Origin of the sequence: Massilia cellulosiltytica, from assembly GCF_047325105.1 — a bacterium.
GTDB classification, from domain to species: domain Bacteria; phylum Pseudomonadota; class Gammaproteobacteria; order Burkholderiales; family Burkholderiaceae_D; genus Telluria; species Telluria orientalis.
Genome location: NZ_CP168562.1, coordinates 5,811,808 through 5,837,161, shown reverse-complemented (window position 1 = coordinate 5,837,161; position 25,354 = coordinate 5,811,808). Strand labels below are relative to the sequence as shown.

General features: G+C 67.3%; 26 protein-coding genes. 16 read left to right on the top strand and 10 right to left on the bottom strand.

The annotated features are described in order from the left end of the window. Positions 1 to 26: 26 nt before the first annotated feature. The 3 genes from ACEN9H_RS25580 to ACEN9H_RS25570 all read left to right on the top strand — a co-directional run bounded on the left by ACEN9H_RS25580 (position 27) and on the right by ACEN9H_RS25570 (position 1,918). A complete protein-coding gene (locus ACEN9H_RS25580) occupies positions 27 to 833 on the top strand; it encodes a dienelactone hydrolase family protein (RefSeq protein ID WP_413672546.1) in 807 nt (268 codons plus the stop codon). A gap of 159 nt (positions 834 to 992) precedes the next feature. Further along, positions 993 to 1,694, top strand: a complete 702-nt coding sequence (locus ACEN9H_RS25575; protein WP_229411932.1) for a ZIP family metal transporter — start codon at positions 993 to 995, stop codon at positions 1,692 to 1,694. An 80-nt stretch (positions 1,695 to 1,774) separates the two neighbouring features. After that, entirely contained in the window at positions 1,775 to 1,918 is a 144-nt protein-coding gene (locus ACEN9H_RS25570; RefSeq protein WP_156403652.1) for a hypothetical protein, read from the top strand. Positions 1,919 to 2,051: 133 nt separating this feature from the next. Here the strand turns inward: ACEN9H_RS25570 and ACEN9H_RS25565 are convergent, their stop codons facing one another. From ACEN9H_RS25565 to ACEN9H_RS25555, 3 genes are read right to left on the bottom strand one after another with little or no spacing between them, the layout of a single operon-like run. After that, the gene (locus tag ACEN9H_RS25565) at positions 2,052 to 2,915 is read right to left on the bottom strand and encodes a sulfurtransferase (RefSeq protein WP_413672545.1); all 864 of its coding nucleotides are present in this window, start codon (positions 2,913 to 2,915) and stop codon (positions 2,052 to 2,054) included. A 9-nt stretch (positions 2,916 to 2,924) separates the two neighbouring features. Next, on the bottom strand, positions 2,925 to 3,836 hold the full coding sequence (locus ACEN9H_RS25560) for a DMT family transporter (RefSeq protein WP_413672544.1): 912 nt from the start codon (positions 3,834 to 3,836) through the stop codon (positions 2,925 to 2,927). Positions 3,837 to 3,849: 13 nt separating this feature from the next. Beyond that, a complete protein-coding gene (locus tag ACEN9H_RS25555) occupies positions 3,850 to 4,965 on the bottom strand; it encodes an aromatic ring-hydroxylating oxygenase subunit alpha (protein WP_056122456.1) in 1,116 nt (371 codons plus the stop codon). Positions 4,966 to 5,558: 593 nt separating this feature from the next. On the opposite strand from ACEN9H_RS25555, the gene ACEN9H_RS25550 reads away from it, so the two are divergent. The 3 genes from ACEN9H_RS25550 to dxs are packed head-to-tail and all read left to right on the top strand — an operon-like array spanning position 5,559 to position 8,608. Then, complete coding sequence (locus ACEN9H_RS25550) at positions 5,559 to 5,846, top strand: exodeoxyribonuclease VII small subunit (protein WP_056123575.1); 288 nt, start codon at positions 5,559 to 5,561, stop codon at positions 5,844 to 5,846. Further along, the gene (locus ACEN9H_RS25545; RefSeq protein ID WP_413672543.1) at positions 5,843 to 6,739 is read left to right on the top strand and encodes a polyprenyl synthetase family protein; all 897 of its coding nucleotides are present in this window, start codon (positions 5,843 to 5,845) and stop codon (positions 6,737 to 6,739) included. Before ACEN9H_RS25550 ends, ACEN9H_RS25545 begins: the two co-directional genes overlap by 4 nt. Then, positions 6,740 to 8,608 carry a 1-deoxy-D-xylulose-5-phosphate synthase gene (gene dxs, locus ACEN9H_RS25540; RefSeq protein WP_413672542.1) on the top strand — a complete coding sequence of 623 codons (1,869 nt, stop codon included), beginning with the start codon at positions 6,740 to 6,742 and terminating at the stop codon, positions 8,606 to 8,608. A gap of 81 nt (positions 8,609 to 8,689) precedes the next feature. Here the strand turns inward: dxs and ACEN9H_RS25535 are convergent, their stop codons facing one another. Genes ACEN9H_RS25535 through ACEN9H_RS25525 form a run of 3 tightly spaced genes read right to left on the bottom strand, consistent with a single transcriptional unit; the run spans position 8,690 to position 10,981 of the window. Continuing rightward, on the bottom strand, positions 8,690 to 9,385 hold the full coding sequence (locus ACEN9H_RS25535; protein WP_413672541.1) for a 2OG-Fe(II) oxygenase: 696 nt from the start codon (positions 9,383 to 9,385) through the stop codon (positions 8,690 to 8,692). Then, on the bottom strand, positions 9,382 to 10,416 hold the full coding sequence (locus ACEN9H_RS25530) for a rhomboid family intramembrane serine protease (protein WP_413672540.1): 1,035 nt from the start codon (positions 10,414 to 10,416) through the stop codon (positions 9,382 to 9,384). Before ACEN9H_RS25530 ends, ACEN9H_RS25535 begins: the two co-directional genes overlap by 4 nt. A 10-nt stretch (positions 10,417 to 10,426) precedes the next feature. Beyond that, positions 10,427 to 10,981, bottom strand: coding sequence for a cob(I)yrinic acid a,c-diamide adenosyltransferase (locus ACEN9H_RS25525; protein WP_056122476.1), 555 nt, complete (start codon positions 10,979 to 10,981; stop codon positions 10,427 to 10,429). Between the two features lie 74 nt (positions 10,982 to 11,055). On the opposite strand from ACEN9H_RS25525, the gene ACEN9H_RS25520 reads away from it, so the two are divergent. The 8 genes from ACEN9H_RS25520 to ACEN9H_RS25485 all read left to right on the top strand — a co-directional run bounded on the left by ACEN9H_RS25520 (position 11,056) and on the right by ACEN9H_RS25485 (position 20,021). After that, on the top strand, positions 11,056 to 12,537 hold the full coding sequence (locus tag ACEN9H_RS25520; RefSeq protein ID WP_413672539.1) for an FAD-linked oxidase C-terminal domain-containing protein: 1,482 nt from the start codon (positions 11,056 to 11,058) through the stop codon (positions 12,535 to 12,537). A 2-nt stretch (positions 12,538 to 12,539) separates the two neighbouring features. Then, a complete protein-coding gene (gene glcE, locus ACEN9H_RS25515; protein ID WP_413672538.1) occupies positions 12,540 to 13,589 on the top strand; it encodes a glycolate oxidase subunit GlcE in 1,050 nt (349 codons plus the stop codon). A gap of 6 nt (positions 13,590 to 13,595) precedes the next feature. Then, a complete protein-coding gene (glcF, locus tag ACEN9H_RS25510) occupies positions 13,596 to 14,828 on the top strand; it encodes a glycolate oxidase subunit GlcF (RefSeq protein WP_413672537.1) in 1,233 nt (410 codons plus the stop codon). 73 nt (positions 14,829 to 14,901) lie between these two features. Further along, positions 14,902 to 16,416: an ATPase domain-containing protein gene (locus tag ACEN9H_RS25505; protein WP_413672536.1), complete on the top strand. Its 1,515-nt coding sequence runs from the start codon at positions 14,902 to 14,904 to the stop codon at positions 16,414 to 16,416. Further along, complete coding sequence (locus ACEN9H_RS25500) at positions 16,403 to 18,058, top strand: ATP-binding protein (protein WP_413672535.1); 1,656 nt, start codon at positions 16,403 to 16,405, stop codon at positions 18,056 to 18,058. Before ACEN9H_RS25505 ends, ACEN9H_RS25500 begins: the two co-directional genes overlap by 14 nt. 97 nt (positions 18,059 to 18,155) lie before the next feature. Beyond that, positions 18,156 to 18,956 carry an STAS domain-containing protein gene (locus ACEN9H_RS25495; protein ID WP_413672534.1) on the top strand — a complete coding sequence of 267 codons (801 nt, stop codon included), beginning with the start codon at positions 18,156 to 18,158 and terminating at the stop codon, positions 18,954 to 18,956. Positions 18,957 to 19,021: 65 nt separating this feature from the next. Further along, complete coding sequence (locus ACEN9H_RS25490; RefSeq protein WP_413672533.1) at positions 19,022 to 19,327, top strand: hypothetical protein; 306 nt, start codon at positions 19,022 to 19,024, stop codon at positions 19,325 to 19,327. Positions 19,328 to 19,331: 4 nt separating this feature from the next. Then, entirely contained in the window at positions 19,332 to 20,021 is a 690-nt protein-coding gene (locus tag ACEN9H_RS25485; RefSeq protein WP_413672532.1) for a pentapeptide repeat-containing protein, read from the top strand. Here ACEN9H_RS25485 and ACEN9H_RS25480 read toward each other — a convergent pair. The 4 genes from ACEN9H_RS25480 to ACEN9H_RS25465 form a co-directional block, all read right to left on the bottom strand. Further along, the gene (locus ACEN9H_RS25480; RefSeq protein ID WP_413672531.1) at positions 20,018 to 20,584 is read right to left on the bottom strand and encodes a hypothetical protein; all 567 of its coding nucleotides are present in this window, start codon (positions 20,582 to 20,584) and stop codon (positions 20,018 to 20,020) included. The two genes, ACEN9H_RS25485 and ACEN9H_RS25480, sit on opposite strands and share 4 nt — an antisense overlap. Beyond that, positions 20,581 to 20,817, bottom strand: coding sequence for a hypothetical protein (locus tag ACEN9H_RS25475; protein WP_413672530.1), 237 nt, complete (start codon positions 20,815 to 20,817; stop codon positions 20,581 to 20,583). The genes ACEN9H_RS25480 and ACEN9H_RS25475 overlap by 4 nt, the downstream gene beginning before the upstream one ends. 8 nt (positions 20,818 to 20,825) lie before the next feature. Continuing rightward, the gene (locus ACEN9H_RS25470) at positions 20,826 to 21,251 is read right to left on the bottom strand and encodes a hypothetical protein (RefSeq protein ID WP_413672529.1); all 426 of its coding nucleotides are present in this window, start codon (positions 21,249 to 21,251) and stop codon (positions 20,826 to 20,828) included. Positions 21,252 to 21,317: 66 nt separating this feature from the next. After that, positions 21,318 to 22,217, bottom strand: coding sequence for an NmrA family NAD(P)-binding protein (locus ACEN9H_RS25465; protein WP_413672528.1), 900 nt, complete (start codon positions 22,215 to 22,217; stop codon positions 21,318 to 21,320). 60 nt (positions 22,218 to 22,277) lie between these two features. Between ACEN9H_RS25465 and ACEN9H_RS25460 the strand changes: the two genes are divergently transcribed. Beyond that, positions 22,278 to 23,207 (top strand): LysR family transcriptional regulator, encoded by a 930-nt coding sequence (locus tag ACEN9H_RS25460; RefSeq protein WP_413672527.1) that lies wholly within the window; start codon positions 22,278 to 22,280, stop codon positions 23,205 to 23,207. Positions 23,208 to 23,270: 63 nt separating this feature from the next. Further along, positions 23,271 to 25,313, top strand: coding sequence for a glycoside hydrolase family 97 protein (locus ACEN9H_RS25455; RefSeq protein ID WP_413672526.1), 2,043 nt, complete (start codon positions 23,271 to 23,273; stop codon positions 25,311 to 25,313). The last annotated feature ends 41 nt before the right edge of the window (positions 25,314 to 25,354 follow it).

Here is a 25,354-nt window from a genome sequence, read left to right as displayed (position 1 = left end):
CTTTCAAGACCCAACAAAGGAAGGCGATGAACGACAACGCAAGCGGCTTCGCGGCGGCCGCGCTACCCATCGCGGCGCAGTCCGTGATCCACACCGAGTCCGACGGCCTGGCCGCCGGCACCATCCGCCTGGCCATCGACGGCCAGGAAGTGCCCGTGTATGTCGCCCGCCCGGCGGGGCAGGACAAGCTCCCGGTGATGATCGTCGTGTCCGAGATCTTCGGCCTGCACGAACACATCGCCGACGTGGCGCGCCGCTTCGCCAGACAGGGCTATCTCGCACTGGCGCCCGATTTCTTCATCCGCCAGGGCGACCCGTCCACGATCCCCGACATCCCGACGCTGATGGCGCAGATCGTCCGCAAGGCGCCGGACGCCCAGGTGATGGGCGACATCGACGCCTGCGTGGCCTGGGCCGGCGAGAACGGTGGCGATATCGACCGGCTCGGCGTCAACGGCTTTTGCTGGGGCGGGCGCATCACGTGGCTGTACGCGGCGCACAACCCGCGCGTGACGGCGGCCGTGGCGTGGTACGGCAAGCTGGTGGCCGATCCGAATCCGCCGGGCCAGCCGGCGCACCCGATCCACGTCGCGTCCACGCTCACCGTGCCCGTGCTCGGCCTGTACGGCGCGAAGGACACTGGCATCCCGGTCGCCACGGTCGAACGGATGACGGCCGCGCTGGGCCAGGGGACGAGCGATTCCGCGATCGTCGTCTACCCCGACGCCGGCCACGCGTTCTACGCCGACTACCGCCCGAGCTACAACGCGAAGGATGCCCGCGACGGCTTCGCGCGCGCGCTGGCCTGGTTCCGCGAACACGGCGCCGGCTGACGGCAGCACGCCCGTCGGGTTACAATCAACGGTTTGCGCCCGGGGCGTGTGCTTCCGCACGCCCCCAGAAAAAGAAGAGGCTTCCAGATCGACCCGATTCTCATCTCCATCCTGCTGGCCACCGGCCTGGCGGGCGTGGTCAGCATCACGGCCGCCGCGGTGTTTTCCTTTACGCTGCTGTCGAAGGTCGTCGAACGCATGGTCAGCCTGTCGGTCGGCATCATGCTGTCGACGTCGCTGCTGCATGCGTTGCCGGAAGCGTTCGAGTCGAAGGCCGACACGCATGCGCTGTTCGCCACCCTGCTGGGCGGCCTGCTCGCGTTCTTCCTGCTGGAGAAGGTGGCGCTGCTGCGCCATTCGCACCATCACGAGGGCGACGGGCACCATCACGCGCATGGCCACGACGCGCGCCAGGCCGGGCGCGCCGGCTGGATGATCCTGATCGGCGACGGCATGCACAACTTCACGGACGGCATCCTGATCGCGGCCGCCTTCCTCGCCAATCCGCAACTGGGCATCGTCACCGGCGTGGCCATCATCGCCCACGAGATCCCGCAGGAGATCGGCGACTTCATCGTGCTGCTGAACGCCGGCTTCTCGCGCGTGCGCGCCTACGTGTTCAACCTGTTGTGCAGCCTGCTGGCCGTGCTGGGCGGGATACTCGGGTATGCGACCCTGGACCGCGCCAGCGACCTGATTCCCTATGTGCTGGTGTTCGCGTCGTCCGGCTTCATCTACATCGCCGTGAGCGACCTGATGCCGCAGATGCAGCGCCGGGCCACCGTGCGCGAATCGATTCCGCAGGTCCTGCTGATCGGCCTCGGCGTCGTCATCGTGCTGGTCCTGACGCACGGCCATTAAGATACTAAACGCTGCGCCCTGCGGTTGACAGGGCGATTCCTCGCGACCTATGCTGGGCCGTTAGCTGAACGGAGGCCGGCATGGCGAAGCTCTTGAGTGAATGGATTGCAGCATTGCGCGACAAGCCGTCGCGCTTCGCCTACGTGGTCGTGGCCCTCGTGCTGTCGGTCGTGTTGTTCACGCTGGCGGACTTTTTGCCGGCGCCGTACGACTTCAGTCATTAATCGACGCGGCCCATGAACGTCGCCCCTGCGAAGGCAGGGGCCCAAGTTTTACGCGCAGCGGCAGGGTATGCAAAATTGGATCCCCGCCTGCGCGGGGATGACGGTTTTTAATGCTCGTCCGTTTTCAAGCCATTCAAGACGCGCCCGTCGCGACGGCCCGCTTCGGATCCGCCGTCCACTCGCTCCACGATCCCGGATACAGCGCCGCACCCGGCATCCCGGCCACTTCCAGCGCCAGCAGGTTGTGGCACGCGGTCACGCCGGAACCGCATTGCATGATGGCGTCCCGCGGATCGCCCACCGCCACCCCCAGTTCCGCCTTCAGTTGATCCGGCGCCTTGAAGCGGCCGTCGGCCTGCAGGTTGTCCTTGAAGAAGCGGTTCTTCGCGCCCGGGATGTGGCCGCCGACCGGGTCGATCGTCTCGTTCTCGCCGCGGAAGCGGTCCGGCGCGCGCGCGTCGACGATGGTCTTGCCGCCGTGTTCCACGTTGTGCAGGATCGCGTTCACGTCGACCGTCGTCACGAGGGCCGGGTGCGAAGCGATGGTGCCGCGTGCGCGCGGGGCCGGCGTATCGGTGACGACGGGCTGGCCCGCCGCCTGCCAGGCGGGCAGGCCGCCATCCAGCACGGCGACGGCGCCGTGGCCGACCCAGCGCAGCATCCACCACAGGCGCGCGGCGTACATGCCGCCGTGTGCATCATAGGCGACGACTTGCGTGTCGTCGTCCACGCCCCAGCCGCGCAGCAGCTCGATGAACGCGTCCTGGTCCGGCAGCGGATGGCGGCCGCGGAAGTTGCCCGCGGCGTCGCGCCTGGCGCCCGACAGTGCCGTCTCCATGTCGGCGAAGACGGCGTCCGGGATGTGGCCGGCCGCATAGGCGTCCCGGCCGGCGGCGAGGTTCATCAAGTCGTGGCGGCAGTCGACGACGACCCATTTGGAGTCGTTCACGTGTGCGGCCAGTGCGGCGGGTTCGATCAGGGTCGTGAAGCTGGACATGGCACTCCTTTATTCGCTGGCGATGGGATCGGTTTCCTTGACGACGGCGCCGCGCGCCGTGCGCGTCGTATTGTAGAACGTCGCGGCGATCCCGGAGGCGAGGATCACGCCCATGCCCAGCCAGACGTGCCAGTCGAACACGTCGCCCCACAGCATCATGCCCCACAGGCTGGAAAAGACGATGCCCGTGTACTGCAGGTTGGCGACGACGAGCACCTTGCCGATGCGGTAGGCGCGCGTCATCGCGATCTGGGCGCCCAGGCCGCTGGCGGCGATCGCCAGCAGCAGGCCCATGCCGTGCCACGATTGCGGGCGGAACGTATTCATGCCGTTGCCGAGCAGCGAGCCGACGAGGCCCGCCAGGCCCATCGTGACGGAAAAATAGAACACGACGCGGTATTCCGGCTCGCCCATCTGGCCCAGGCGGCGCACCTGCATATAGGCCATCGCGGCGATCACGGACGAGCCGATGGCGACGAGGCCGCCGACCCATTCATGCGTCTCGACGGCCGGCCGCAGCACGAGCGTCACGCCGACGAAGCTCATGGCGATGGCGAGGGCCAGCGGCCATTCGGGCAAGCCCTTGCCGCGCCACCAGCCGGTGACGAACATGTAGGCGGCGAGCCAGATCGGCGCCATGTAGTTGAGGGTCACGGCGGTCGCCAGCGGCAGCTTCGCGATCGCGTAGAACCACATCCACAGCGAGACCACGCCGACGACGCTGCGCCACAGGTGTTCTTTCGGGAAGGGTGTCTTGAAGTCGCCGCCCTGCAGGCGGATCATCGGGAGCAACAGCAGGGCGCCGATGACACCCCGGTACATCACGATTTCCGAGGTCGAGTAGAGCGAGGAAGCCAGCTTCACTGCCGCGCCCATGGCGGCGAACAGGAAGCTGGCGAACAACATCCAGAGTGGGGCCATCAGCGACTAACCATCACATCCCCGGAGGAATATCGTCGAGTTTGCCGCGATACCACTCGTGGAAGTGCTGCATGCCGTCTTCCATCGGCGACTGGTACGGCCCCGCCTCGGTCACGCCGCGCGCCATCAGCGCCTTGCGGCCGGCGTCCATGCGCAGGGCGATCTCGTCGTCCTCGACGCACGTCTCCATGTAGGCGGCGCGTTCCGCGTCGACGAAGCCGCGCTCGAACAGGACGAATTCTTCCGGATAGTAGAACTCGACGACGTTGCGCGTCTTCTGCGGACCCAGCGGCCACAGGGTCGACACGACCAGCACGTTCGGATACCACTCGACCATGATGTTCGGATACAGGGTCAGCCAGATCGCGCCGTATTTCGGTGCCTGGCCGTTGTTGAACTTCAGGACCTGTTCCTGCCATGCCTTGTAGGCCGGCGAGCCGGACTTCTGCAGGCCGCGATGCACGCCCACGGTCTGGACGCTGTAGTCCGGGCCGAATTCCCAGCGCAGGTCGTCGCAGCTGACGAAGTTGCCCAGGCCAGGGTGGAACGGCTCGACGTGGTAATCCTCCAGGTAGACCTCGATGAAGGTCTTCCAGTTGTAGTCGCAGTCGTGCACCTCGACGTGGTCGAACATATAGCCCGAGAAATCCAGGTCCTTCGTCACGGACATGTGCTTCAGCTTGTCCATCACGTCGTAGCCGTTCTGTTCGAACAGCAGGCCGTTCCAGTTCTGCAGCGGCGTCCTGGACAGGTTCAGGCAGGGCGTGTCCGCGAAATGCGGTGCGCCGATCAGCTCGCCCTTCAGGTCGTAGGTCCAGCGGTGCAGCGGGCAGACGATGTTCTTGGCGTTCCCCCGGCCATTGAACATCAGTGCCTGGCGGTGGCGGCAGACGTTCGACATCAACTCGATGCCCTGTGCGTTGCGCACCAGCATGCGACCCTCGTTCTCCGATTTCAGGGTCGCGAAATCGCCCTTCTCGGGAACCATCAACTCGTGCCCGACGTAGCGGGGGCCCTTGAGAAACAATTGCTGCAATTCACGCTGCAACAGCGCGTCGTCGAAGTAGACATTTACCGGAAGCTGGGCGAGCGAACGCGCCAGCTTGGCGTGGGTAGCCAGATCGGACATCCCAACCCCCCTTTACAGAATTTCAGCCAAAAGAAGAGAAAGAATCCGAGAACCAGTATTTTTAGGGGAGCATCGAGACATCCGGCGCGCAGCAAAGCCAGGTCGGGCGGTCACGCCGAGGCGTGGCATCCCGACCAATACAATGCTGCCGCTTATTTGGAGTTCTCGCTCCTTTAAAGAGCGGAATACGGTATTTCGGAGACAGAACCGGAGATTATAGCCTGTAACGGGCCCTCCAGTCCCGGACCTGCACGGGCGAGCCACGAAAAACCTGCTGCGCGTTGCATTTTCGACCTCCGATGCTCGCCGTACGAAGTACGGCTCCGCGTCTCGGCCAAAACTGCTGCCGCTCGCGACGGTTTTTCACGGCTCGCCGAGGATTGTGGTACGTGGGTGTTCAAAAATTGCCTAAACGGCATCGTTTTCATGAATCCCGGGGCGCTTTGCGATAAAATGTATCCTTGCTTGCAAGTTGGCGGCGACAGGCGCACCGTTCATGTCGAAACAGGATTGTTTAGAATAAGCGATTAGACTGGCATGCCGCGCACGGGTTGCGCGTGGCGTCGCCCGGCCCCGAATCGATCAAACTCATTATGCCAAATAAAACAAACGCGGAGAGCGCCGCACCACCGGCCGCCGCGAGCGCGGCGGCGTCCGCACCGCCCGAATCCTTCGAGCAGGCGATGGCCGAACTGGCCCAACTCGTGACGCAAATGGAAAGTGGGCAATTGCCCCTGGAAGCCTCCGTCGCCGCGTATGCACGCGGTTCCGAGCTCGTGCGCTATTGCGCGGCCCAGCTGGAAAAAGTCGAATCCCAGGTGAAAGTCCTGGAAGGCGAGATGCTCAAGCCGTTCAGCGCCGACGGCGAGGACGACGTATGAGCGCGCCGGAGGAGTTCCAGGCCTGGGTGAAGGCCGTGCAGGCCGACGCCGAGTCTGCCCTCGACCGCTTCCTGCCGGCTGGGAGCCAGGTGCCGACCAAGCTGCACGAAGCGATGCGCTACACGGCGCTGGGCGGCGGCAAGCGCGTGCGTCCGCTGCTCGTGCATGCGAGCGGCGCGCTGTTCGGCGCGGATGCGGATGCGCTCGCGCGCGCCGCCAGCGCCGTCGAGATGATCCACGTGTATTCCCTCGTGCACGACGACATGCCGTGCATGGACGACGACGCCCTGCGCCGCGGCAAGCCGACGGTGCACGTGGCGTACGACGAAGCGACGGCGCTGCTCGTGGGCGATGCGCTGCAGGCGCAAGCCTTCGAGGTGCTGGCCGGCACGACGACCGTCCCGGCTGCGCGCACCGTCACGATGCTGCGCCTGCTGGCCGAAGCGGCCGGCAGCAAGGGCATGTGCGGCGGCCAGGCGATCGACCTGGACAGCGTCGGCATCAGCCTCACGCTCGAACAGCTGGAACGCATGCACCAGCTCAAGACGGGCGCCATGCTGCGCGTGTCCGTGCTCCTGGGCGCGCTGGCCGGCCGCGACCTCGCATCGCACGAGCAGGAAGCCTTGGGCGCGTACTCGCGCGCCATCGGCCTCGCGTTCCAGGTCGTGGACGATATCCTCGACGCGACCGCCGACTCGGCCACACTGGGCAAGACGGCCGGCAAGGACGCCGCCGACAACAAGCCGACCTATGTGTCGATCCTTGGGCTGGAGCCGTCGAAGGCGCTGGCGGAACAATTGCGGCAGCAGGCGCACGACGCGCTCGCGCCGTTCGGAGAACAAGCACTGCGGCTGCGCGAGATCGCGGACCTGATCGTGCAGCGGAAGGCATAAATGAAACTGCTAGATACCATCAACGACCCGGCCGACCTGCGCAAGCTGCCGCGCACCCAGCTCACGCCGCTGGCCCATGAACTGCGCCAGTTCCTGCTCGATTCCGTGTCGAAGACGGGCGGCCACCTGTCGTCCAACCTCGGCACCGTCGAGCTGACGATCGCGCTGCACTACGTGTTCAACACGCCGGAAGACCGCATCGTGTGGGACGTCGGCCACCAGACCTATTCGCACAAGATCCTCACGGGCCGGCGCGAGCGCATGCCGAGCCTGCGCCAGCTGAACGGCCTGTCCGGCTTCCCCAAGCGCGACGAAAGCGAGTACGACACGTTCGGCACCGCGCACTCGTCGACGTCGATCTCGGCGGCCCTGGGCATGGCGACGGCCGCGAAGATCAAGGGCGAGAAACGCAAGGCGATCGCCGTCATCGGCGACGGCTCCATGACCGCCGGCATGGCGTTCGAGGCGCTGAACAACGCGGGCGTCGAGGACGACGTCGACCTGCTCGTCGTCCTGAACGACAACGACATGTCGATCTCGCCGCCGGTCGGCGCATTGAACCGCTACCTGGCGCGCCTGATGTCGGGCCAGTTCTACGCGGCCGCGAAAAACGTCGGCAAGACGATGCTGCCCGCGCCGATGCTGGAACTGGCGAAGAAGCTGGAAGAACACGCGAAGGGCATGGTCGTCCCGGCCACGATGTTCGAGGAATTCGGTTTCAATTACATCGGCCCGATCGACGGCCATGACCTCGATTCCCTGATCCCGACGCTGGAAAACATCAAGAAGCTCAAAGGCCCGCAATTCCTGCACGTCGTGACGAAGAAGGGGCAGGGCTACAAGCTGGCCGAGGCCGAGCCGATCCTGTACCACGGCACGGGTAAATTCAATCCGAGCGAAGGCATCAAGCCCGCCAAGGCGACCAAGATCACGTACACCGAGGTGTTCGGCAACTGGCTGTGCGACATGGCGCATGTCGACAAGCGCCTGGTCGGCATCACGCCGGCGATGCGCGAAGGCTCGGGCATGGTCCGCTTCAACCAGGAATACCCGGACCGCTACTTCGACGTCGGCATCGCCGAGCAGCATTCGGTGACGTTCGCGGGCGGCCTGGCAACGGAAGGCATGAAGCCCGTCGTCGCGATCTACTCGACGTTCCTGCAGCGCGCCTACGACCAGCTGATCCACGACGTGGCGCTGCAGAACCTGGACGTGACGTTCGCGCTGGACCGCGCGGGCCTCGTCGGCGCCGACGGCGCCACGCACGCGGGCAACTACGACATCGCCTACCTGCGCTGCATCCCGAACATGGTCGTGATGGCGCCGTCGGACGAGAACGAGTGCCGCAAGATGCTGACGACGGCCTACCGCTTCGAAGGCCCCGCCGCCGTGCGCTATCCGCGCGGCGCCGGTATCGGCGCGGTCATCGAGCCGGCGCTGGACGTCATCGAGATCGGCAAGGGCATCGTCAAGCGCGAAGGCAAGGGCGTCGCGATCATGGCGTTCGGTTCGATGGTGGCGCCGAGTCTCGGTGCGGCCGAAGGCTTGAACGCGACCGTCGCCGACATGCGCTTCGTGAAGCCGCTGGACGTGGAACTGGTGAAACAACTGGCGCAGAACCACGACTACCTGGTGACGGTGGAAGAGGGCTGCACGATGGGCGGCGCCGGTTCCGCCGTGGCCGAGGCGCTGGCGGAGGCGGGCATCGCCAAGCCGCTGCTGATCCTGGGCCTGCCCGACCGTTTCATCGACCACGGCGACCCGGCGCTGCTGCTGGCGTCCGTCGGCCTGGATGCGCACGGTATCGGACAGTCCATCCGCGAACGCTTCGGCATCGGCGAGCCGCGCCTGGTGGTCAACAACACCTGACGCCGCGCCTTGTTCGCTCTTGAAAACGCCATCCCGGCCCGGCCGGCGGTGGCGTTTTTTTGCGCCGTGCGTGACGGCGCGCTACTTGAACAGGTCCTCGGCGCGGCGGTACAGGATCCACGACGTGGCCACGTACTTGTCGCCGCTCGCCGCGACGTGGCCCTTGTGCGTGTGGGTAAAGCCGGCCGGGGCGATGACCAGCCGGCCCTGGCGCGCCTCGACCTTGCGGCCCTGGTAGAGGAATTCCGTCGCGCCGCCGTCCGCCACGTCGTTCAGGTAGAACTGGAACAGCAGCACACGGTGCAGGGTCTCGCAGCTCGCGTTCTGCGGATAGATCTCGGAATGCCAGTGGTGGTAGCCGCCGCTGCCGCGCAGGTACTTCTGCAGGTTGATGGCGCCGAGACGGTACAGCGCCAGGATCAATGCGTCGAGGTGCGGGCGGCCGCATTCGTCGAAGTTGTCCAGCGAGAGCGCCACCGGCTGGCCCGTCGTCGGATGCGCCACCGTGGGCGCGAGGGCGCCCAGCAGCAGGGCGCGGTAGCGGTCCATGTAGTCGACCAGGTGGCGCCGCACGGCCGTCGCCATCAGGTTGCACACGTCGTGCCATTCCTTGTGCTGGCTGATGGTGATGTCCCAGCTGTCCTTCTTTGCCACGTCCACGCCCATGCCCGTGCGGCCGCGCTGGTGCTTGTCGCTGGCCTCGAACCGTTCGAGGATGTGGGCGCATTGCTCGGGCGTGAGGGCGCCGTCGTAGATGCCGATGAAATCGTCGCTCATGTCGTCCTCTCCGCCGGCACGTGCAGCGAGCGCGCCAGCAGGTGGCCGGCCAGCCAGCCGCCGATGAGGCCCCCGATGTGGGCCGCGTTGTCCGTGTGCGGATACAAAAAGCCTGCCGCCAGGTTGAACGCCAGGAACGGCAGCAGCGTGCCGCGCAGGTCGTTGACGACGGTGGGCGGGATGCCGCTGTTCTCGCGCCGCATGAATGCGAACAGGCCGCCGACGATGCCGAAGATGGCGCCGGACGCGCCCACGCTGTTCACGTGCGGATTCCACGTCACGCTGGCGATGCTGCCGCACAGGCCGGCGACCAGGTACAGCGCGCTGAAGCGCAGGCTGCCGAACAGGCGCTCGACCAGCTGGCCCACCTGCCACAGCGCGATCATGTTGAAGGCGAGGTGCAGCAGGCTCCCGTGCAGGAACAGCGACGTGAAGAGGCGCCACCATTCCCCGTGCAGCGTCCGGTCGCCCACGTTCGATCCCCAGATGACGAGTTGCGCCGAGCGCAGCATCGCGTCGTAGGCAGAGTTCCAGCCCCAGCCCAGCATCGATCCCATCGCACCGCCGGGCAGGCTGCGGCGTACGAGCCACATGAGGAAGTAGATGCCGATGTTCAGCGCCAGCAGGGTCCAGATCACGGGCGTCGACGGGCTCCAGTAATCGATCCGGTCGTGGAAGGCGTTGCGCTCCGCGTGGGCCACCGCGAAGGCTTCGGTCTGGCGCGCGGGCAGCAGCGCGAGGAGCCGTTGCGCTGTCGCCGCGTCCGGCGCGGAAAAGCCGACGGCCAGGTTCTCGCGCACGCCCAGCACGTGGAAATACACGTCCTCGCCTTCGCTGTACGCGTTGACGATGTCGACCATGCGCAGCCGGTGTTCGGCGCGCGCCGGAAAGCGGAACGAGCGGTGGGTGCTGCCGCGCACGACGACGAAGTCGGGTTCGACGACGACCTGGCCCTTGCCCTGGAAGTGGAACGGATTGGCCGGCCAGTTGGCGCGGCCGGCGTGGAAGCGGACGTCGAAGGTTGCCGTCATCCGCGCCCCATCAAGTGCGCTTGCGTTCGTGCTGCCACAGCACGTCGCTGCCGCCCGCATGGCGGTTCAGCACGCGCGCCAGCACGAACATCAGGTCCGACAGGCGGTTCACGTACTGGCGCGGCTGCGCGTTGATCGTTTCGAGCTTAGACAGCGTCACGATGGCGCGCTCGGCGCGGCGGCACACGGTGCGGCACACGTGCGCGAGCGACGCGGCGCGCGATCCGGCCGGCAGGATGAATTCCTTCAGCACCGGCAGGTCGGCGTTGTACTTCTCCAGCAGCGCGTCCAGGCGCGCCACCTGCTCGTCCTTGATCAGCTGGTAGCCGGGGATGCACAGCTCGCCGCCCAGGTCGAACAGGTCGTGCTGGATCGTGACGAGCTCCTCGCGCAGGTCGCCCGGCATTTCTTCGCACAGCAGCAGGCCGACGAAGGAATTCAGCTCGTCGACGTCGCCCAGCGCCGCGATGCGCGCGCTGTCTTTACCGGTGCGGCTGCCGTCGCCGAGGCCGGTGCTGCCGTCGTCGCCCGTGCGGGTCGCGATCTTCGAAAGTCGATTGCCCATGCTTATATCCTGCCCACGAAAAAAGATAGCCGGAGCATACGCCAAATCCTTGGGATTGTGCTTACAATCGTTCCATGATTCCCTCGATTCCAGTCGACCCCGAGCGGAGGCGGCAGGTGGCCGCCGCACTGCGCGCCGTCCTTCCCGCGCGCGCCGTCCTCGCCGATCCCGAAGACACCCGTCCATACGAATGCGATGGCCTGGCCGCCTACCGCCAGTTGCCGATGGTCGTGACCCTGCCGGACGACGAGGCGCAGGTGCTCGCGATATTGAAAGTCTGCCGCGACCTGGACGTGCCCATCGTGCCGCGCGGCGCGGGCACGGGCCTGTCCGGCGGCGCGCAGCCGCTGGCGGACGGCGTCGTGATCTCGACGGCGCGGCTCAACCGCATCCTGCGCGTGGAACCGTATGCGCGCACGGCCGTCGTGCAGCCGGGCGTGCGCAATCTCGCGATCTCGGAAGCGGCCGCGCCGTTCAACCTGTATTACGCGCCCGACCCGTCGTCGCAGATCGCCTGCACCATCGGCGGCAACGTGGCCGAGAACTCGGGCGGCGTGCACTGCCTCAAATACGGCCTCACCGTGCACAACGTGCTGCGCGTGCGCGTCTGTACGATCGAAGGCGACGTCATCGAGCTCGGTGGCGAATCGCTGGATGCGCCCGGCCTCGACCTGCTGGCCGTGTTCATCGGTTCGGAAGGCATGCTGGGCATCGTCACGGAAGTGACCGTGAAACTCGTGCCGAAGCCGGCGCAGGCGCAGGTGATCATGGCCTCGTTCGACGATGTGGCGACGGGCGGCAACGCGGTCGCCAGCGTGATCGCGGCCGGCATCATCCCCGCCGGCCTGGAGATGATGGACCGGACGTCGTCGCGCATGGTCGAGCCGTTCGTGAAGGCGGGCTACGACCTCGACGCGGCCGCCATCCTGTTGTGCGAGGCGGACGGCACGGCGCTCGAAGTGGCGGAGGAAATCGCGCGCATGACGGAGGTGTTGCGCGAGGCCGGCGCCAGCGCGATCACGGTGTCGCAGACCGAGGCCGAACGCCTGCGCTTCTGGTCCGGCCGCAAGAACGCGTTCCCGGCCGCCGGCCGCATCTCGCCCGACTACTATTGCATGGACGGGACGATCCCGCGCAAGCAGCTCGCGCACGTGCTGGCGCGCATCGAGGAGATGGAGACGACGTTCGGCCTGCGCTGCGCGAACGTCTTTCATGCGGGCGACGGCAACATGCACCCGCTGATCCTGTTCGACGCCAACCAGCCGGGCGAACTGGATCGCGCGGAAGCCTTCGGTGCCGCCATCCTCGCGCTGTGCGTGGAAGTGGGCGGCACCATCACGGGCGAACACGGTGTCGGCGTCGAGAAGATCGATTCGATGTGCGTGCAGTTCGGCGCCAGGGAGCTCGACGCGTTCTTCACGGTGAAGCGCGCATTCGATCCTGGCATGCTCCTCAATCCCAACAAGGCCATTCCGACACTCCAGCGTTGCGCGGAACTGGGCCGCATGCGCGTCAGCGGCGGCGTGCTGCCGTTTTCTAACCTGCCGCGCTTCTGACCATGCAGAACCTCGTCGAACATTTTCAGGAACTTGTGCGCGCCGGGCGCCCCTTGCGTATCCGCGGCGGCGGCACCAAGGACTGGTACGGGCAGCGGCTCGAAGGCGACATCCTCGATACGCGCGACTACACGGGCATCGTCGATTACGAGCCCACGGAACTCGTGATCACGGCGCGCTGCGGCACGCCGCTGGCCGACATCGAAGCGGCGCTCGCGCAGCAGGGGCAGATGCTGGCGTTCGAGCCGCCGCATGTCGGACCCGGCGCGACGCTCGGTGGCGCCATCGCCTCCGGCCTGTCCGGACCACGTCGTGCAAACGCGGGGGCCGTGCGCGACTTCGTCCTGGGCTGCAGGCTCCTGGACGGCAAGGGCGACGTGCTGTCGTTCGGCGGCCAGGTGATGAAGAACGTGGCCGGCTACGACGTGTCGCGCCTGCTGGCGGGTTCGCTCGGCACCCTGGGCCTGCTGCTGGAAGTCTCGATAAAAGTGCTGCCGCGTGCGCCGCGCGAAGCGACGCTCGTGTTCGAGGGCGTGAACGAGGTCGATGCGATCCGCAACCTGAACGAATGGGGCGGCCAGCCGCTGCCCGTCTCCGCCAGTTGCTGGCACGACGGCGTGCTGGCGCTGCGGCTGTCCGGTGCGAATGCGGCCGTCGACAACGCGATCCGTACGCTCGGCGGCGACGTGATGCCGGACTGCGCCCGCTTCTGGGCCAGCGTGCGCGAACAGCAGCATCCGTTCTTCGCAGGGGACATGCCGTTGTGGCGCCTGTCCGTGCCGTCGACGGTCGGCGCCATCGTGCCGGGCAGCCCGCAACTGATCGAGTGGGGCGGGGCGCAGCGCTGGCTGCGTGCGCCGGGTGACGCGGCGACGGCGGAACGCATCCGTGCGGTCGTGGCAGCGTGCGGCGGCCACGCGACCTTGTTCCGCGGCGGCGACAAGAGCGTCGGCGTGTTCCAGCCGCTGGCGCCGGCCATCGCCCGCATCCACGAACGCCTGAAAGCCGGGTTCGACCCGGCCGGCATCTTCAATCCCGGCCGGATGTATTGAGGGACCATGCAAACGAATCTCGCCGATTTCATCAAGGATACGCCCGAGGGTATCGAGGCCGACGCGATCCTGCGCGCGTGCGTGCACTGCGGCTTCTGCACCGCCACGTGTCCGACCTATCAACTGCTGGGCGACGAGCTGGATGGCCCGCGCGGCCGCATCTACCTGATCAAGCAGGTGCTGGAGGGCGAGACGCCCACGCGCAAGACGCAGTTGCACCTCGATCGCTGCCTTACCTGCCGCAACTGCGAGACCACGTGCCCGTCCGGCGTGAAGTACGGGCGCCTCGTCGACATCGGCCGCAAGGTGGTCGAGGAACGCGTGTCGCGCCCGTTCGCGGACAGGGTGAAACGCACGACGCTGAAGGAATTCCTGCCGCGTACCGGCCTGTTCAAGCCCGCGTTCAGGGCGGGGCAGATGGTGCGTCCGCTGCTGCCGTCCGCGTTGCAGGACAAGCTGCAGCCGGCGCGCGCGCCCGGCCGCTGGCCCGTGCGCGGCCACGCGCGCAAGATGCTCGTGCTGGCGGGCTGCGTGCAGCCGGCGATGGCGCCGAACGTCAATGCCGCGACGGCGCGCGTGCTCGACGTGCTCGGCATCCAGCTCATCGAAGCGCCGCAAGCCGGCTGCTGCGGCGCCGTGCGCTTCCACCTGAACGACCAGGACGGCGGCCTGGCCGACATGCGCCGCAACGTCGACGCGTGGTGGCCGTACGTGGAGCAGGACGGCGTCGACGCCATCGTGATGACGGCATCCGGTTGCGGCGTGACGGTCAAGGACTACGGCCACCTGCTCGCCCACGACCCGGCGTATGCGTCGAGGGCGGCGCGCATCGCCGCGTTGACGAAGGACCTGTCCGAGATCATGTGCGACTTCGAGGGCGAGATTGCCCGTCTCCTGTCGGGCCGTATCCATGAGCGCGTCGTGTTTCACCCGCCGTGCACCCTGCAGCACGGCCAGCAGATCCGCGGCAAGGTCGAGGGCGTGCTGCGCGCGGCCGGCGTCGACGTCGTGCTATGCGCGGAAAGCCATCTGTGCTGCGGCTCGGCCGGCACGTATGCCGTGCTGCATCCCGAGCTCGCGCACGCGCTGCGCGACCGCAAGCTGGCCAACCTGGAAGCGACGGGGGCGCAGGAATACGTCTCGGCCAACGTCGGCTGCATATCGCACCTGCAGTCGGGGACGGCGACGCCGGTGACGCACTGGATCGAGCTCGTCGACCGCGCGCTGACGAGCGGCTGATTCGTCCTATAATGGTCTTGCCGTCGCGTTCATCCACAGCGCATGGTGCCCATCTTTACAGGACGTTTCCCGCATGGCCGAACCGCTTGCCTCCCGCCGCACTTCACGCAAACCCGCGTACCGCATCTCGACCGGGGTACCCGGGCTGGACGACATCCTCGGCGGTGGCCTGACCGCGGAGCGGGTGTACCTCGTCGAGGGAACGCCCGGCACGGGCAAGACGACCCTCGGCATGCAATTCCTGCTCGACGGCGTTGCCAAGGGGGAAGCCGGACTGTACATCACCCTGTCGGAAACTGCGGATGAGCTCGATGCCGTCGCGGAAAGCCATGGCTGGTCGCTCGACGGGCTGGCCATCTTCGAGCTGGCCAGCGACGAGGCGCTCGATCCGGAGGCGCAGCAGTCGATCCTGCATCCGGCCGAGATCGAGCTGGGCGAGACCGCGCGTGGCGTGATGGAAGAGGTCGACCGCATCAATCCGGCGCGTGTCGTCTTCGACAGCCTGTCGGAAATGCGGCTGCTGGCCCAGAATCCGCTGCGCTACCGCCGCCAGATCCTTGCACTCAAACAATTTTTTGCATCGCGCGCCTGCACGGTGCTGATGCTGGACGACAAGACCAACCAGTCGGACCAGCATCTGCACAGCATCGCGCACGGCGTCATCAGCCTCGAACAGCTCGCCAAGGAATTCGGCAAGGAGCGGCGCCGCGTCAATATCATGAAGATGCGCGGTATCAAGTTTCGGGGCGGTTACCACGACTACATCCTCGACACCGGGGGCATCCGGATCTTCCCCCGGCTCGTCGCGGCGGAACACCTCACGAAGTTCATCCCGGTGACGCGCTCCACGGGATCCGACGGACTCGACATGCTGCTCGGCGGCGGCCTCGTCGCCGGGACCAATACGCTGTTCGTCGGGCCTTCCGGCGTCGGCAAGACGACCGTCGTCGTGCGCTGCATGCTGGCGGCGCTGGAACGGGGCGAGAGGTCGTCGTATTACCTGTTCGACGAAGGTATGGGGACGTTTTTCGCACGCGCCGCCGCCCTCGGGCTGGACCTGGTGCCGCACCTGGAGTCTGGACTGCTGACGGTGCGCCATATCGACCCGGCCGAACTGGCGCCCGGCCAGTTCGCCCAGATGCTGCGCGACGCCGTGGAAACCGACGGCGCCGTCTTCGTCGCCATCGACAGCCTCAATGCTTATCTGCAAGCAATGCCCGGTGAACAATTCCTGCTGCTGCAGATGCACGAACTGCTCGCCTACCTCAACCAGAAGGGCATCACGACGGCGCTGATCCTCGGCGAGCACGGGGTTGTCGGCGAGGCCGCCCGGGACGTCGACCTCAGCTACCTGAGCGATTCGACGATGCTGCTGCGTTACTTCGAGTCCGGCGGCAAGCTGCGCCGCGCGATCACTGTGTCCAAGAGCCGGACGGCGCACCATGCGCTGACGATCCACGAGCTCCAGCTCGGTGCCGGCGGTGTCGAAGTGGGCGCCGCGCTCGAAGGCTTCGAAGGCGTGTTGACGGGCTTGCCGACCTACCGCGGATCGACGCCCATGATGATCGAATCCGATGCCGATGCCTGACCAGCGGGAAGAGCGCGTCCTGGTGCTCGCTCCGCACGGGCGCGACGCCGACGTGATCGCCGGCGTCGTGACGCGCGACGGCGTCGGGTGCGAAGTCGTCGCCGGCGCCGACGCGCTCATCGAGGCGATCGGGCAGGGCGCGGCGGCGGCCATCGTGGCGGAAGAGGCGCTGTCGGCGCTGACCCTGGCGCGCATCGCGGCGTGGCTGGCGGACCAGGAACCGTGGTCGGATTTCCCGTTCGTCGTCCTGCTGGCCAAGCGCTACGGCGCCGCGCCGGCGCAACTGAAGGCAACGTTCGCCGCCCTCGGCAACGTCCTCCTCCTCGAACGGCCGTTGAGCGCCGACACGCTGGCCACGGCGGCAGGGTCCGCGCTGCGCGCGCGCCGGCGCCAGTACGAGGCGCGCGAGGTGCTGGCGCAGCTCGCGGCGCTGAATGCGAACCTGGAGGCGCGCGTCGAGGAGCGCACGCGGGCGCTGGCGCAGGCCAACGACCGGCTCACGGCCGAAGTGATGGAACGCGAACGCGCGCAGCAGGCGGTGGCGCAGGCGCAGAAACTCGAATTCCTCGGGCGCTTCACGGGCGGCGTGGCGCACGACTTCAACAACCTGCTGAACGTCATCCAGGGCAACCTGGAACTCATCGGCATGTTCACGCGCGAGGAATCGACGCAGGGCCGCGTGGACAAGGCGCAGGCCGCGTGCCGGCGCGGCGCCAAGCTCACGGGCCAGCTGCTGACGTTCGCGCGCGACCAGTCGCTCGACCTGCGCCCGTTGCCGGTGCGGACCCTGTTCGAGAGCGTCGAGGAGCTCGCGCGGCCGGTGCTGGGCGCGGGCGTCGAGCTCGTGCTGTCGATTGACGCCGACGTGGACAGCGTGCTCGCCGACGCCAGCCAGGTCGAGATGGCCTTGCTCAACCTGATGATCAACGCGCGCGATGCGATGAGCGGGCGCGGGCACATCCACCTGCAGGCGTCGCGCGCGCAGCCGCCCGCCGGGACGCTGGCGGGCGGCGACTATGTCCGCCTCGCGGTGACCGACACCGGTCCCGGCATGTCGCCCGAAGTGGCGGCGAAAGTCTTCGAGCCGTTCTTCACGACCAAGGCCGTGGGCAAGGGCACGGGCCTGGGCCTCAGCCAGGTGTATGGCATGGCCCAGCAATCAGGTGGCGCGGCGTTCGTGCACAGCGTCCCGGGCGAGGGCGCGACGATCGAGATCTGGATGCCCGCCGCGCATGACGCCACGGGGTCGGAACGGCCCGCCGCGGTCGATCGCCGCAAGCTGGCTGGCCTGCGCGTGCTCGTCGTCGAGGACGACGAATCCGTACGCGCGGGGATCGTCGATGCCCTGCTGGCCCTCGGCTGCCACGTGTCGCAGGCGGGCGATGGCGGGGAAGGGTTGGCGGCACTGGAGGGAGACCGGCCCGGCCTGCTGCTGACGGACTACCTGATGCCGGACATGACGGGCGTCGACCTGGCGGTGCGCGCCCGCGCGCTGTTCCCGAGCCTGCCCGTGCTGGTGGCGACGGGGTACGCGGACATGGGCGCGATCGAACACGCGATCGGCAGCGACGCCGTGCTGCGCAAGCCGTTCCAGCTCGCGGAGCTGGGCGCGGCCGTCGCTCGCGTGGCCAACCTGGGCTAGCGCAATCGGTGGTATAGTCCATCGACCACGCAGTTAACCTCCGATGCCTCTCGGTCGGCGCAAGACTTTCATAGCCCGACCCGACCAGGAGCCACCGATGATTCCCCCATCCCATGCCGTCCCGCTCGGCCAGTTCGTGCGCGACCACCATGCGGCGTTGTGCGCCGAATGGCTGGAACGCGCCGGCGCGCCGTCCGTCCCTGCGCACTGCGAACGCTTGCTACAGGCCTTCGCCGAGGCGGCGGACGATCCGCAGGCCGGCAACATCGAAGGCCGCGCCTGGCGCACCATGCGCGACACGCTCGACGACATCACCACGGCCCGGGCCGGCCGCGGCTCGACGGCGGCTGCGACCGTGGCCTTCGTGTTCGCGGTCAAGCAGCCGCTGGCCGACCTGCTGCAGTCGCACCACACCGCCGCGCCCGCGGCGCTGCGGGCCGTCGACACGTGGGTGGACCAGATGGGCTTGTATGCGCTCGACGCCTTCCAGCGCAGCCGCGAACAGATCATCGCGCGCCAGCAGCGGGAACTGCTGGAGCTGTCGACACCGGTCATCAGCCTGTGGGACGGCGTGCTGGCCCTGCCCCTGATCGGCACGCTCGACAGCGTCCGCGCGCAAGTCGTGATGGAAAGCCTGCTCGACCGGATCGCCGCGACCCACGTCCATACGGCCATCATCGACATCACGGGCGTTCCCACCGTGGACACGATGGTCGCGCAACACCTGATGAAGACCATCGCGGCGGCCCGCCTGATGGGCGCCGACTGCATCCTCAGCGGCATCCGGCCGCAGATCGCCCAGACCATCGTGCATCTCGGCGTGGACCTCGCCGGCGTCGTCACGAAAGCGACGCTGGCCGACGCGTTTCTCCACGCGACCGGGACGGCGGCCGGCTGAAAAACGCGGGCCGTGGTAGCATCGGCGCCCTGTTTCAGCGATCGATGGAGGACCCAGTGAGTTTCGTGTTTCGACTGATATCCCAGGACGAGGATGCGGCGCCGTCCGTCGCCTTCCAGGACAGCATCAGTCCCGGCTACGTGCCGCTGTGGGAAGAGGTCGGCGTGTACGACGCCCTGTACAACAGCGACGGCCGCGAGGCCCGCGACATCTCGCGCGCGATCGCGTACGGCATCGACCGCATCGCCGCCGACGAAGCGCTGGGCCGCATGCTGCCGTCCTCGTGCCGCCAGGAGGAAGCGCTGCGCTTCCTGGAAAACGTGCACCGCGGCTGCACGATCCACGCGTCGGCGCGTGTCGAGACGCGCTGATTCCATGTCCCGGACCACCGTTACCCTGAGCGGCGAGCAAGTCGACCGCGCACGCATCGACGCGCTGCTGGCGGAAGACACGCTGCTCGTCCTCGAAGATTGCGACCTCGCCGGCGCGGACCTGTCGCGCCTGAACCTGCAGGACTGCGCATTCATCCGCTGTGCCGTATCCGAGACGTCGTTCTATGCCGCGAACCTGGCGCGCACGCGCTGGCAGCGCTGCCGCGGCGGCCATGCGGATTTCGAATCGGCCGACCTGGTCGATGCACGGTTCGACGCCTGCGACCTGAACAACGCGGGCTGGCGCCGCACGAAGCTCGCCTCCGTCGCGTTCCGCGGCTGCAAGCTGACGGGCGCGCGCTTCGAAGAGGTGAGCCAGCTGGGGCTCTCGTTCGAAGACTGCCTGCTCGTCGGCGCCGACCTGCGCCGGATGTCGTTCCGCAAGGCGGTGCTGCGCGGGCTGGATTTCGCCGATGCGGACCTGTCGGGCTGCGACTTCCGCGAGGCCGTGTTCGAAGAAGGCTGCAGCCTGCGCGAGGCCCACATCAAGGACACGCGCTTCGATGCCGCCGATCTGCGCGAGGCGGACGTCGGCGGCCTGAAGCTGTCGAATGCGAAGCAGTTTGCCGGGGCGACGATCTCCACGCGGCAGGCGGCGGAGCTGGTGCGGGGGCTCGGACTGAATGTCGCTTAGCGGGTCCGTTTGACGCGATCGTCCAGCATCGCGATATCGGCTTCGAGCCACACGGTCGGCCTGGCGTTCAACATGGACACGGGATTCGGCGTCAAACTGAACGCCAGTGACCTGGGCGTGCCGCCGACCCTGACGTCGCCGCTGGCAGCAGCGAGCGGTTGCGGCGCGCACACGTCGGGACAGAGCGGCACGGCATCCGGAGGTACGACGCTGACGCTTGCCGTCGCAAAGGTGACGGGGCCGCGCGCAATCGCCATCGCGCCCCGCACGGAGACATCCAGGTTCCGTCCCTTCCACGGCATCCTGCAACCCGCAATCTCCCGACCATGAACGCCGGCCGCGCGGCCAGCGTCCGCATAGACGGGGATCGTCCCGCTCACGTTGCAGAGCGGGGTTATCCTGGACACTCGTCCATGACTTGCTTCGACCAGTTTGATCGTCACGGTCATCCGGGCTTTGCGCAGTTGCTGAGGCTCGGGCGGCGGCGGGGGAATGGCGTGGGCAAGCGACGCGCTCACCAGAAGCGGCAGAGCGAGCCACGGCGGGAAACGCAACCCGGTCATGGAAACGGGCGGCCGTTCAGTGCGCGAATCCAGTCCAGCCGCACGGTCGGCCCGCCGCGCAGGCGCAGGTATTCGACGCCGGTGTCGGCGTAGACATCCTCGATCACGCCCGCCAGGTTGTCGAGCGTACCGTCGGGACGTGCCACGTCCAGCGTGCACGGGCGGCGCAAGGTGGCGAGTGCCAGAAGTTCGTCATGGCGCTCGCAATTGATCGGGATGTAGGGCTGGTCCATGTCTTATTCTAGCGAATCTCGAGTGGTCCGCCGGCTGTTTCCAACTGCTTCAGGGCCTCGTGGCAGGGCGCCATTCCCCGCTTCCGGATCTCGGTTTCAAAGTTGGAAAATATCTCTGCTTTCAGATCGGCCATCCGCCTGCCGATAACCTCGAGATCACTCGCCGACACGTGTTCCGTTGCTGCGCTCAGATCGCTGGAACATGCTTGCTTAGCCGCGTTCGCCCTGGCCAGATTGCGGTCGCGCCACGCTGCAAGCGCCACATCGGCTTCTTTCGACAGGCCGGGAAACCGGCGTGTACACGTTTCGGCCATGACCCGATTTATCTCATCCGCCTCACACTGATAAACGAAGCCGTAAATCATCGCCTCTGAAGCCATGGAGGCAACCGGAACGAGGAACAGGAGTGCGGGCAGGACCGAGCGGATATGCATGGCAGACAGGAGGCTATGACCCGTAGGGGCGATCAGGATTCAGTGTACTGCATTGTCGCGGTCAACTCAGCGCTGGCGCCGCACCAGTTGGGCGATAACGTGTTCCAGCGGCGTGGTCCCCGCCCATTCGACGGCGGCGGGATCGCTCCTGATGTCGATATGCGAGCCGTTGAGGCCACGCGTCATCTCGATGAAGCCGGCCAGTGCGGCCCTGGAGAACCGGGCATCGGCCAGCGCGTCGGGCCACTGCGCTTCCGGCACGACGCCCACGTCGACCGGCTTCCCGAGCGCGGCCGCAAGGCTGGCGGCGACGTCGTTCGGGGCGTAGTCCGCGGGCCCAGCGAGCGTGATGATGCGGTGCCCCGTCCATGCTTCCTGCAGCAAGGCGGCCGCGGCGTTGCCGACGTCCGCGGTGGCCACCATCGGGATGGCGCGCTGCGGCGGTGCCAGGAACGTCGGCAGGGTGCCGCTGCGCACGGCCTGGCCGACCATGGGCATCCAGTTTTCCATGAAATAGGCCGCGCGCAGGAAGGCGGCCGGCGCGCCGGATTCGCCCAGGCGCTGCTCGAACATCCGGTTCATGCCGATCCAGCCCGTGCCGTTCTCGCGGTCGGCGCCCACCGAGGACAGGGCCACGAGCCTGGGCACGCGCGCCGCCGCCGCCGCGCGCGTCGTGGTGGCGGCAATCAGGTCGGCGTGCTCGAACAGGTCGTCGCGGCCGTATTGTTGAGGACTGACGACGTAGGCGCCACGGACGCCACTGAGCGCCCTGGTCAGCGAGACCAGATCCGTCAGGTCGGCGATCGCGACCTCCGCACCGCGTTCAGCCCAGTGGCGGCCCTGGGCCGGGTCGCGTACGACGACGCGGACAAACTGGCCGGCGCGCAACAGCGCATCGGCCGCGGCGGCACCGGTGCGGCCGGTCACGCCGGACACGGCGTAGGGAAGAGAGGGGGCAGCAGTCATGGAAATCTCCTGTGAAGTTGAACCGGAAGCGTGCATGATTGCGGGACATGCATCAATGACATGAAAGGCATAGTGAAAATGCGCCAAGTGGATTTGTCCGGGGCCGACCTCAACCTGTTGAAACTGTTCGAAGCACTCGTCCGGGAGCGCAGCGTCACCCGGGCGGGTCTCCGGCTGGGCCTGAGCCAACCGGCCGCCAGCCGCGCACTGGGACGGCTGCGCACGATGCTGGGCGACCGCCTCGTCGTCCGAGGCACGTCCGGGCTCGAATTGACGCCGCGCGGCGAGGCCCTGGCAGGCCGGGTGACCCGGTTGCTGGACGACGCCCGGGGTATCGTCGCGCCTGCCGTCTTCGATCCAGCCGCCGCGACGGGGCGGATCACGATTGCTGCGCACGATCACCTGAGCCTGGTGGTCCTGGGTGAATTGATCGCCCGTTTTGAACGACAGGCGCCCGGATTGAGTCTGCATATCGCACAACCTGCCGGGGACAATGTGCGGCTCGTCGAGCAGGGGATGGCGGATCTGGCCTTGGGAACGTTCGAGAGCCTGCCGGGCAGCCTTTATCGACGCGGGCTGTACACCGACCGCTTCGTATGCGTAGTGCGGTCCGGCCATCCCGGCGTGGCGCGAGGACTCGGCCTGGAACAGTATGTGGCGCTGCGCCACGTGACCCTGACCATTTCCGGCCTGGGTGAAAGCGCGGTCGACGCCGCGCTCTCGGCACTGGGCCTCACGCGCCGCGTCGCGCTGCGCGTCCCCCATTTCATCGCCGCTGCGCTGCTGGTGGCGGACAGCGACATGATCCTCACGCTGCCGGGCCGCCTCGCGCGCCGGCTGGCGGACAAGCTCCCGATCGCGCTCCTGGATGTGCCGCTGGAGGTCGCCCCCTTCTCTCCGGCCATGATCTGGCATGAGCGCTGCCACGGCGATCCCGCCCATGTCTGGGTCAGGCAACAACTTGCGGACATTGTGGCGGCGTTCGTGTAGTAATATTACATCTCCATCATCCAGCCGGGTCGCTGCGCCGTCCGGCCCTTCGGGAGTGTAAAGATGCGTCTCCGTCTTCTCGCGCTTGCCGCGATGTTTACAAGCTACATGGCGGCGCCGGCCGTCTGGGCCCAAACCGTCGTGGCCACGGCCAGCTCGCCGGGCGGCGTGCTGACCGTCGACGTCCAGCTCGACGGCATGGGCAAGCTGGCCTACGACATCAAGCGCAAGGGCAAGGAGATCATCGCCCCGTCGCATCTCGGCTTCAACCTCGCCAACGCGCCCAAGATGGACGACGGTTTCACGGTGAAGGACAAGCGCGTCAGCGAGCATGACGACACGTGGGAACAGCCGTGGGGCGAGCGCCGCTACGTGCGCAACCATTACCGCGAGCTGCGCGTCGACGTCGAGCAGACGAACCGCTCGAACCGCCGGCTCGCCATCGTCTTCCGCATCTACGACGACGGCATCGGCTTTCGCTACGAATTCCCCGACCAGCCGCAGCTGCGCGACGTCGCCATCACGGACGAGCTGACGGAATTCGTCGTCGCCCGGCCTGCGACGGCGTGGTGGATCCCGGCCGGCGAGTTGTCCGGGCTGGAGCAGATCGTCGAGAAGGCGCCGCTGGCCGAGATCGGCACGGCCAATACGCCGCTGACGCTGCGCCTGGACGACGGCACGCACATCGCCCTCCACGAAGCGGCGCTGGTCGACTACGCGACGATGTGGGTGCGCAAGGTCGCGGGCCAGAAGCTGCGCGCGCAGCTGGCGCCGTCCACGACCGGGGCGGCTGTCGTGCGCCATGGCGCGTTCACGACCCCGTGGCGCACACTGCGCATCGCGGACGATGCGCCCGGCCTGTACATGTCGGACCTCGAGCTGAACCTGAACGAGCCGAATAAACTGGGCGACGTGTCGTGGGTCCACCCGTCGAAATTCGTCGGCGTGTGGTGGGAAATGCACCTGAACAAAGGGACGTGGAACGCAGGACCGAAGCATGCCGCGAACACGGCCAACGTCAAGCGCTACATCGACTTCGCGGCCGCCAACGGCTTCCGCGGCGTGCTGGTGGAAGGCTGGAACCGCGGCTGGGAAAGCGACTGGGGCCACGGCGGCGCGGACTTCAGTTTTACGCAGCCTTACCCCGACTTCGACCTGCCCGCGCTCGCCGCGTACGCGCAACAGAAGGGCGTGCGCCTGATCGGCCACCACGAGACGGGCGGCAACGTCGCGGCCTACGAAAAGCAGATGGACGCGGCCTATAAGCTGTATGCGAAGCTGGGCGTGGACAGCGTCAAGTCGGGCTATGTGCACGAAGCGGGCACGATGCGGTTCCCCGGCCCGGACGGGAAGGTCCACTACGGGAACTACGATTCGCAGGAAGGCGTGCGCCACTTCGTGAAGGCCGTGACGGAGGCGGCGCGCTACCGCATCGCCGTCGACACGCACGAACCCGTGAAGGACACTGGCCTGCGCAGGACGTACCCGAACTGGCTCGCGCGCGAGGGCGCACGGGGCGTCGAGTACAACGCGTGGGGCGAGCCGCCGAACGCCGCCGACCACGAAGCGAAGCTCGTGTTCACGCGCATGCTGAGCGGCCCGATGGACTACACGCCCGGCGTGTTGAGCCTCGTCGGCGCGGGCGGCAAGACGTTCAATTCGACGCAGGCCAAGCAGCTCGCCAACTACGTCGTGATCTATTCGCCGCTCGCGATGGCGGCCGACCTGCCGGAGAACTACGCGAAGTATCCGGCCGCCTTCAAGTTCATCCGCGACGTGCCGACCGACTGGGCCGACACGCGCGTGCTGAACGGCGCCGTCGGCGAGTACGCGACCATTGCGCGCAAGGACCGCCGTTCGGACGCCTGGTACGTGGGCGCCGTCACCGACGGCACGGCGCGCACGGTGGCCGTGCCGCTGGCCTTCCTCGACCCGGGCAGGCAGTACGTGGCGGAGATCTACCGCGACGGCGAGCAGGCCGATTACCGCAACGAGCACCGGTTCGATCTCGTGACGGAGACGAAGACCGTGACGGCGAAGGACGTACTCGACGTGCGGCTGGCGCCGGGCGGCGGGCTGGCGGTGCGGATCGTGCCGAAGCGGTGATTTTTCGATAGCCTTCGTGGGCGCCGTTCGTGGGATGATCG